The 8,527-nt window shown below is 36.5% G+C and carries 6 protein-coding genes (1 of these 6 cut by a window edge); 2 read left to right on the top strand and 4 right to left on the bottom strand.

Going from position 1 to position 8,527, the window contains the following annotated elements:
- The first annotated feature begins 10 nt into the window (after positions 1 to 10).
- Together lpxC and fumC are read left to right on the top strand one after the other, a co-directional pair.
- A complete protein-coding gene (lpxC, locus tag CEP47_RS01940) occupies positions 11 to 928 on the top strand; it encodes a UDP-3-O-acyl-N-acetylglucosamine deacetylase (protein ID WP_261919665.1) in 918 nt (305 codons plus the stop codon).
- Positions 929 to 1,167: 239 nt separating this feature from the next.
- Positions 1,168 to 2,562, top strand: coding sequence for a class II fumarate hydratase (gene fumC, locus CEP47_RS01945; RefSeq protein ID WP_261919664.1), 1,395 nt, complete (start codon positions 1,168 to 1,170; stop codon positions 2,560 to 2,562).
- Between the two features lie 189 nt (positions 2,563 to 2,751).
- On the opposite strand, the gene CEP47_RS01950 is transcribed toward fumC, so the two are convergent.
- The 4 genes from CEP47_RS01950 to pnp form a co-directional block, all read right to left on the bottom strand.
- Positions 2,752 to 3,576 (bottom strand): class II glutamine amidotransferase, encoded by an 825-nt coding sequence (locus CEP47_RS01950; RefSeq protein WP_261919663.1) that lies wholly within the window; start codon positions 3,574 to 3,576, stop codon positions 2,752 to 2,754.
- A gap of 117 nt (positions 3,577 to 3,693) precedes the next feature.
- Positions 3,694 to 4,209: a tRNA adenosine(34) deaminase TadA gene (gene tadA, locus CEP47_RS01955; protein ID WP_261919662.1), complete on the bottom strand. Its 516-nt coding sequence runs from the start codon at positions 4,207 to 4,209 to the stop codon at positions 3,694 to 3,696.
- A 16-nt stretch (positions 4,210 to 4,225) separates the two neighbouring features.
- A complete protein-coding gene (locus tag CEP47_RS01960; protein ID WP_261919661.1) occupies positions 4,226 to 6,034 on the bottom strand; it encodes a DEAD/DEAH box helicase in 1,809 nt (602 codons plus the stop codon).
- 392 nt (positions 6,035 to 6,426) lie between these two features.
- On the bottom strand, positions 6,427 to 8,527 hold the 3' portion of the coding sequence (pnp, locus tag CEP47_RS01965; RefSeq protein ID WP_261919660.1) for a polyribonucleotide nucleotidyltransferase. Its footprint extends 8 nt past the window's final position; the window shows 2,101 of its 2,109 coding nt (coding positions 9-2,109); its start codon lies beyond the right edge, outside the window; the stop codon is at positions 6,427 to 6,429.

The following is an 8,527-nucleotide window of genomic DNA, read 5'->3' on the forward strand; positions in this document are numbered from 1 at the left end:
GGAGATAAATATGATAAAACAAAGAACCTTGAAACAGAGCGTAAAAGTAACTGGAATAGGTTTACATAGCGGGCAGAAAGTTACTTTAACTTTACGTCCTGCACCTGTGAATACAGGTGTCATTTATTGTCGTACTGATTTAGAGCCTGTGGTGTCTTTTAGTGCCGATCCTAATTCTATTCGGGATACGATGCTTTGTACCTGTATGGTAAATGATGATGGGATACGTATTTCTACGGTAGAGCATTTAAATTCAGCATTAGCAGGTTTAGGTATTGATAATATTATTATTGAATTAGATGCACCTGAAGTGCCAATTATGGATGGAAGTGCTAGTCCTTTTGTTTATTTATTGCTAGATGCAGGTATTGAGGAGCAAGAGGCGGCGAAAAAGTTTATTCGTGTAAAACAGGCTATCCGTGTTGAAGATGGCGATAAATGGGCTGAATTTAAGCCTTATGATGGCTTTAGTTTAGATTTTACCATTGATTTTTCACATCCAGCGATTAGTGATAAAGTTAAACATTACCAACTTGATTTTTCCTCTCAAGCCTTTATTCAACAAATTAGTAGAGCAAGAACTTTTGGCTTTATGAAAGATATTGAGTATTTACAATCACAAGGCTTAATTTTAGGTGGTAGTTTAGATAATGCGATAGTATTAGATGATTATCGTATTCTCAATGAAGAAGGTTTACGCTTTAAAGATGAATTAGTACGCCATAAACTACTTGATGCAATCGGTGATCTTTATATGGCAGGGCATAATATCATTGGTGCCTTTATTGCGTATAAATCAGGACATGGATTGAATAACAAATTATTACGTACTCTATTAGCAAATCAAGATGCGTGGGAATATGTTACTTTTGAACAAAAAGCTGAGGTATCTCAAGGCTACCGTATTCCTGCTAAAATTATGATCTAATTTTCTGAAATGATGAAAAGCCATATTCTTTGCTAAGAATATGGCTTTTTTCTATCTAAAAATAAAGTGAGATCCTTTTTGAATAAAAAGTCTAGGACCTGATTTTCTTATTAAAATCATAAAGTTATTATTTTGTGATCTTAGTCAAAAAAATAAAGTTTTCTCTTAATAAGCATTAAATTTAGTCTTTTGCAGTGCTAAACTTATTGGGTTTCTATTTACCCTATAAGGAGTTTTTTATGGAATTTCGGATTGAGCATGATACGATGGGCGAAGTAAAAGTACCAGCAGATAAATATTGGGCGGCTCAAACAGAACGTTCACGCAACAATTTTAAAATAGGTGCATCTGCTTCAATGCCAACAGAAATTATTGAAGCTTTTGGCTATTTAAAAAAAGCAGCAGCTTTTGCAAATTATGATTTAGGTGTCCTTTCACAAGAAAAACGAGATCTAATAGGGTTAGCTTGTGATGAAATTTTAGCTGGAAAATTAGCAGATCAATTCCCACTAGTGATTTGGCAAACGGGTTCAGGTACTCAATCTAATATGAATGTGAATGAAGTTGTTGCAAATCGTGCTCACGTTCTAAATGGTGGAAAACTTGGCGAAAAAAGTATTATTCATCCAAATGATGATGTGAATAAATCTCAGTCATCAAATGATACTTATCCTACGGCTATGCATATAGCGGCTTATAAAAAAGTAGTAGAAACAACAATTCCAGCAATATCACGTTTGCAAAAAACCTTCGCAGATAAAGCTGCAGCTTTTACTCACGTTGTGAAGATTGGTAGAACCCATTTAATGGATGCTACGCCATTAACTTTGGGGCAAGAATTTTCAGCTTATGCAGCCCAGTTAAATTTTGGTTTAAAGGCATTAAAAAATACATTACCTCATCTTGCACAATTAGCACTAGGTGGTACTGCCGTTGGTACGGGATTAAATACTCCGAAAGGCTATGATCTTAAAGTAGCTGAATATATTGCTAAATTTACAGGATTACCCTTTATTACTGCTGAAAATAAATTTGAGGCTTTAGCTACTCACGATGCGATTGTTGAAACACACGGTGCTTTGAAACAATTAGCTGTATCATTATTTAAAATTGCGAGTGATATTCGTTTATTAGCTTCTGGACCACGTTCGGGGATTGGAGAAATTTTAATTCCTGAAAATGAACCCGGTTCGTCAATTATGCCGGGGAAAGTTAATCCTACTCAGTGTGAGGCTTTAACAATGGTTTGTGCCCAAGTATTAGGGAATGATACGACCATTTCGTTTGCTGGTAGTCAGGGGCATTTCCAATTAAATGTTTTTAAACCAGTTATGGCGGCTAACTTTTTACAATCAGCCCAACTGTTAGCAGATGCTTGTATTTCATTTGATGAGCATTGTGCAAAAGGGATTGAACCAAATTATCCAAGAATTCAGATGCAGTTAGAAAATTCATTGATGTTAGTAACAGCATTAAATACTCATATTGGCTATGAAAAAGCGGCTAAAATTGCGAAAACTGCACATAAAAATGGTACTACTTTACGTGAAGAAGCGATTAATCTCGGTTTTGTAACACCAGAGCAATTCGATCTGTGGGTTCGTCCAGAAGATATGGTGGGAAGTTTAAAATAGTATAGCTTTCTAGGATAACTTGGCTAAGTTGTGTGTTTTTAATCAAAAAAATAGCTGACTAAAATTAAAGGATTGAAGCTGATTTTAAATCAGTGTCAATCCTTAGTTAAGATTACCTTTTCAGGTTTAGAAAGGGATTATTAAATATCGTAAATAAATTGAAATATATATTAAAAGCTAATTTTTGTTTTAATAAGTTCTATTCCCTAATGTACCATCATCTTCAATATCTTTTTTGATTCCTAATATTTCACGGATTTTAATTCCGTTTTTAAACAATACAAAGCCTCCGTGTTCCATTTTAGTCCAAGTTTCATTTTTAGTAATTGGGAATGTCGTAATAATAGTTACTCGATCATCGGGTTTAGCGTAATCATTAAAATCAATAACCTCGTTATCATCAACTCGAAATGCTTTTCCAAAAGGTGCTTTGCGAGTGATATAGTGTAAGTTAGTTGAACAATGTGCAATCATGAATTCTCCATTTGAGAGAATAAAATTAAAGGTACCTAGTTGGCTTAATTCTTGGCTGATCTCATAAACTGAATCAAAAATTTCATTTTCGCTCAGTTTCCGATGGTATTTTTGTTTGAGTTTTTCTGCCATATAACAAAAAGCTGTTTCTGAATCAGTGGTACCTATCGGTTGGGCTCGGCACTGACTAATATCGGGTAGTGTGGTTAAATTGCCGTTATGTGCAAAAACCCAATTTTCTCCCCAAATTTCACGAATAAAAGGGTGAGTATTTTCTAAATTTACCGCACCAAATGTTGCTTTACGAATGTGGGCAATAACGTTTAAAGATTTGATATGGTATTGTTTTACACAATCTGCAATAGGAGATGAACTACAAGGTTTGTCATCTCGAAAGACACGAACACCTTTTCCTTCAAAAAAAGCAATACCAAAACCATCTGAATGGCAATCTGTAATTCCTGCACGTTGGCGAAAACCTTCAAATGAAAAAACGATATCAGTAGGGGTGTTGCAATTCATTCCTAGCAATTGGCACATAGATTAAACCTTGATTAAATTATTAGCTTAGAATGTAAATTTAATATAAAAAAATTTTAATGAAAATCTTTTTTCGTAATTAATTCGCTAAAAATTGATTAGATAAATTAATTTAGTTTATGGTGATTTATTTTTAACCAATTGACGTGCTTGTTTTTGTTCAGCTCGACGTCGTTGAAAAAAATGGCTGATTTTTTCGCTACATTCGTTAGCTAAGATTCCAGAAACTACTTCAAGATAATGGTTCATACGAAAATCATTAAATAAATCAAAACGTGAACCAACAGCCCCTGTTTTATAATCTGAGGCACCAAAAACTAAACGTTTTATCCGACTGTGTAAAATAGCTCCTGCACACATAGGGCAAGGCTCTAAGGTGACATACAGGGTTAAATCAGTCAGGCGATAATTTTGTTGTTTTTCGCCTGCCTGACGTAACGCCATAATTTCGGCGTGTGCCGTTGGATCATGCAGGGCAATAGATTGATTCCAACCTTGTGCAATAATATTCCCTTGGCAATCGACTAATAATGCTCCAACAGGAATTTCACCTTGTTGTTCGGCTTTATCTGCTAGGATTAAAGCTTGTCGCATAAAAGCGAGATCTCTTTCCTTTTGCCCTTGCAGTTCCATTTATAGTTTTTCTCTACTAAAAACGACGTTCACGGCGTTCTTGGAAAGTACGTTTACCGTTACGTGTTTTAAATTCAGGTTGGCTTTTTTTACGTTTATTACCACGTTCAGTGCGGAATTTTTTGTTTGCACTAAACTCGTATTCATCACGGTTTTCATGATGATTTGAGGCTAAACTTACCAAGCTCATTTGCATTTGTTTGTTAAGTAACCAAGTTTTTTGGAAATGACGTAACAAATCTTTTGGTAAGTTTTGAGGTAATTCAACAGTTGAATGAGTGTCGTATAATTTTATATGACCAATGTATCGGCTGCTGATATTCCCTTCGTTTGCAATGGCACCAACAATATGACGTACTTCAATACCATCTGCACGACCAATTTCAATCCGATATAAATCCATTGGTTGGATATTACCATTGGCTTGGCGGTTTGCACCTCGTCTTTCTGCTGAGCGTGGGTTTTCTCGGCGTTCTGATTTTTCTCTACGCAACGGTTTTGGTGTTGGATCTGGTGGTAGAATTAATTTTTGTTTACCTTGTAATAACATCATCATTGCGGCAGCAATTTCTTCTTGATCCTGATCTGCAGTAAAGAGTTCTTCTAGCAGGTTACGATAAAGTTCTAGATCGTGATGTTCTAATTGTTTAGTTATTTGTTGACGGAATTTTTCACGGCGAACTTGTTGCAATATTTCATGATTTGGTAATTGTACTTCATCAATTGTTTTTTTCATTAAACGTTCAATATTGCGTAGTAAACGGCGTTCTCTTGGTTCAACAAAAAGTATCGCACGTCCTGCACGTCCTGCACGCCCTGTCCGCCCAATGCGGTGAACATAAGATTCTGCATCTAAAGTAATATCATAGTTGATAACTAAACTGATGCGTTCAATATCAATTCCTCGAGCAGCAACATCAGTAGCAACGACAATATCAAGGCTGCCGTTACGTAAACGATCTAATGTTTGTTCACGAAGTTGTTGAGTCATATCACCATTGAGTGCAGCGGCACGGAATCCATGTCTTTCAAGTAGATTAGTTATATCTAAAGTGCCTGTTTTCGTGCGAGTAAAAATAATTGCTGCATCAAAAGACTCTACCTCTAAGAAACGAATTAAAGCATCATTTTTACGAAAACCGTGTGCTAGCCAATACGATTGAGTAATATCTGGTGAGGTTTTTTGGGTTGAGTGAATTTTAATTTCTTCTGGTTCGTGCATAAAACGGCGAGTAATGCGACGAATTGGTTCTGGCATCGTAGCTGAAAAAAGTGCGGTTTGATGCTGTTTCGGTAATTGTGCCATTACCGTTTCAACATCTTCAATGAATCCCATACGTAGCATTTCATCAGCTTCATCTAAAACAATCGCTTTTAGGGCAGAGAGATCTAATGTACCACGGCGAATATGGTCTAAAATACGTCCCGGTGTTCCTACAACAACTTGTACCCCTTGGCGTAAAGCCCTTAATTGAATGTCATAACGTTGCCCACCATAAAGTGTAGCAATTTTTATGTTAGGCAAATATTTGGTGAAAGTTTCACAAGCATCTGCAACTTGGATTGCTAATTCACGGGTCGGCGCCATGACTAACATTTGTGGAAATTTTTGAGTGGTATCAAGTTTAGATAAGAGTGGTAATGAAAATGCTGCTGTTTTACCACTACCAGTTTGAGCCATACCTAAAACATCTTTACCTGCTAATAAGTGTGGAATACAGGCTTGTTGAATTGGTGATGGTGTAGTAAAACCTAAATCGCTTACTGCATTTAATAATGGTTGTGGTAACCCTAGTTGATTAAAAGTAATAGTTTTTTCTGTCATGTAAGTCTCAAAAAAGAATAAAAGTATTCTCAGTTATTTACTCCAGCTAAGCTGGTATGATTTTAGGATTGAATCAGTATTTAACTGGTATTCAAGTTGAACAAAACGACACTCAAAAAGAGAGCAATTTACGATAGTAAAAATTGCAATAGCATTGTAAGTAGATTGAGCAAGTGTTTTGCAAGATAAAAAATATGTCAGTTAAAATTTCGGCATAATTAGAAAATCTAATTAGCTGTCATTTCAATTCCCCCAGTTACGGCTATATTCAAGTTATGCCGTTGTTGTTTAGGTTAATTAGGCTATTTCGATAACCTCAGTTGTCTTACTGTCCCAAACAAGCAAAATAAAGGTAGCATACCTTGTGGTATGCTACAAAAAAGACAACTGTATTATTTTGTTTCAGTGGTAGTTGTTGGTTGAATATCTCGCATTGTTAAGCGAATGCGACCTTGGCGATCGATATCAACAACACGCACAGATACTTCTTGCCCTACCGTTAGGTAATCTGCTACTCGTTCAACACGTTCATCTGCAATTTGAGAAATATGCACTAAGCCTTCTTTATTACCTAATACTGTAACAAATGCACCAAAATCTGCTAAACGAGTGACTTTACCTGTATAGACACGGTCAACTTCAATTTCTGCAACAATTTCCTCAATTCGAGACATCACAGATTTAGCGGCATTGTTATCGGTTGCAGCAATTTTCACTGTACCATCATCATCAATATCAATTGAAGTACCTGTTTCTTCGGTTAGCGCACGAATTACAGCACCACCTTTACCGATAACATCTTTAATTTTCTTCGGATCAATTTTCATCGTATGAATACGAGGGGCATAATCTGAAATATCAGCACGAGGTGCTGCAATCGCTTTTTCCATAACACCTAAAATGTGTAGTCTTGCACTTTTTGCTTGGTTAAGAGCGATTTGCATAATTTCAGGTGTAATACCTTCAATTTTAATATCCATTTGCAATGCAGTTATTCCAGAATGTGTTCCAGCGACTTTAAAGTCCATATCACCTAAGTGATCTTCATCGCCTAAAATATCAGAAAGAACAACAAATTTATCTTCTTCTTTAACTAACCCCATTGCGATTCCAGCAACGGCAGATTTAATTGGTACACCAGCATCCATTAATGCTAAAGATGCACCACAAACAGAAGCCATTGAGGAAGAACCGTTAGATTCAGTAATTTCAGAAACCACACGTACTACATAAGGAAATTCAGATAATTTTGGCATCACCGCAGCAACACCACGTTTCGCTAAACGACCATGTCCAATTTCACGGCGTTTTGGTGAACCGATCATACCTGTTTCCCCTACTGAATAAGGCGGGAAGTTATAATGGAATAAAAAGTGATCTGTATATTCCCCGGTTAATTCATCAAGAATTTGGGCATCACGCTCAGTTCCAAGCGTTGCAACCGCTAATGCTTGAGTTTCCCCTCGAGTGAAAAGTGCGGAACCGTGAGTACGAGGTAAAACACCAGTACAGATATCTAATGCACGAACGGTATCAACAGTACGACCATCAATGCGAGGTTCACCATTTAAAATACGGTTACGTACAATTTGGCTTTCTAATTCATGAATAATATCAATGATTTTACCTTCAGTAATGGTTTCATCTTGATTATTTTCTAAAATAGTAGCGATAGTGTCAGCTTTGATTGCATCAACTTCAGCATAACGAGCTTGTTTTTCAGTGATACGATAAGCATCGCCTAATCGAGATTCTGCTAATTCTTTAATTTGGTTAATTAAGGTTTCATTTTTTGCAGGTGCAACCCAATCCCAGCGTGGCTGACCAACTTCTTCGGCAAATTCTTTAATAGCTTGAATGACCACTTGTTGTTGTTGATGACCGAAAACAACCGCTGATAACATTTGTTCTTCAGTTAAAATATCTGCTTCAGATTCAACCATTAAGACCGCTTTATCTGTTCCAGCTACAACAAGATCTAATCGACTCATGCGTTGTTCGCTAATTGTTGGATTCAAAACAAACTGATCATTGATGAAACCAACACGAGCAGCACCAATAGGGCCATTAAATGGCACACCTGAAAGGGTTAATGCCGCAGATGCACCAATCATTGCAACTAAGTCTGGGCTAATTTGAGGATTAACCGATAATACTGTTGCGATTATTTGAATTTCGTTATAGAAGCCTTCAGGAAAGAGAGGACGGATAGGACGATCGATTAAACGTGCAATCAAGGTTTCATTTTCAGATGGGCGACCTTCACGTTTGAAAAAACCACCGGGAATACGACCAGCTGCATAAGTACGCTCTTGGTAATTTACCGTTAATGGGAAAAAATCTTGCCCTTCTTTAACGTCTTTTTTTGCAACAACAGTTACTAAAACAGTAGTATCATCCATACTTGCAATAACTGCAGCAGTTGCCTGACGTGCAATTGCTCCCGTTTCTAAAATAACAGTATGTTGACCATATTTAAATTTTTTAACAATA

The organism is Mergibacter septicus, assembly GCF_003265225.1.
Taxonomy (GTDB): domain Bacteria; phylum Pseudomonadota; class Gammaproteobacteria; order Enterobacterales; family Pasteurellaceae; genus Mergibacter; species Mergibacter septicus.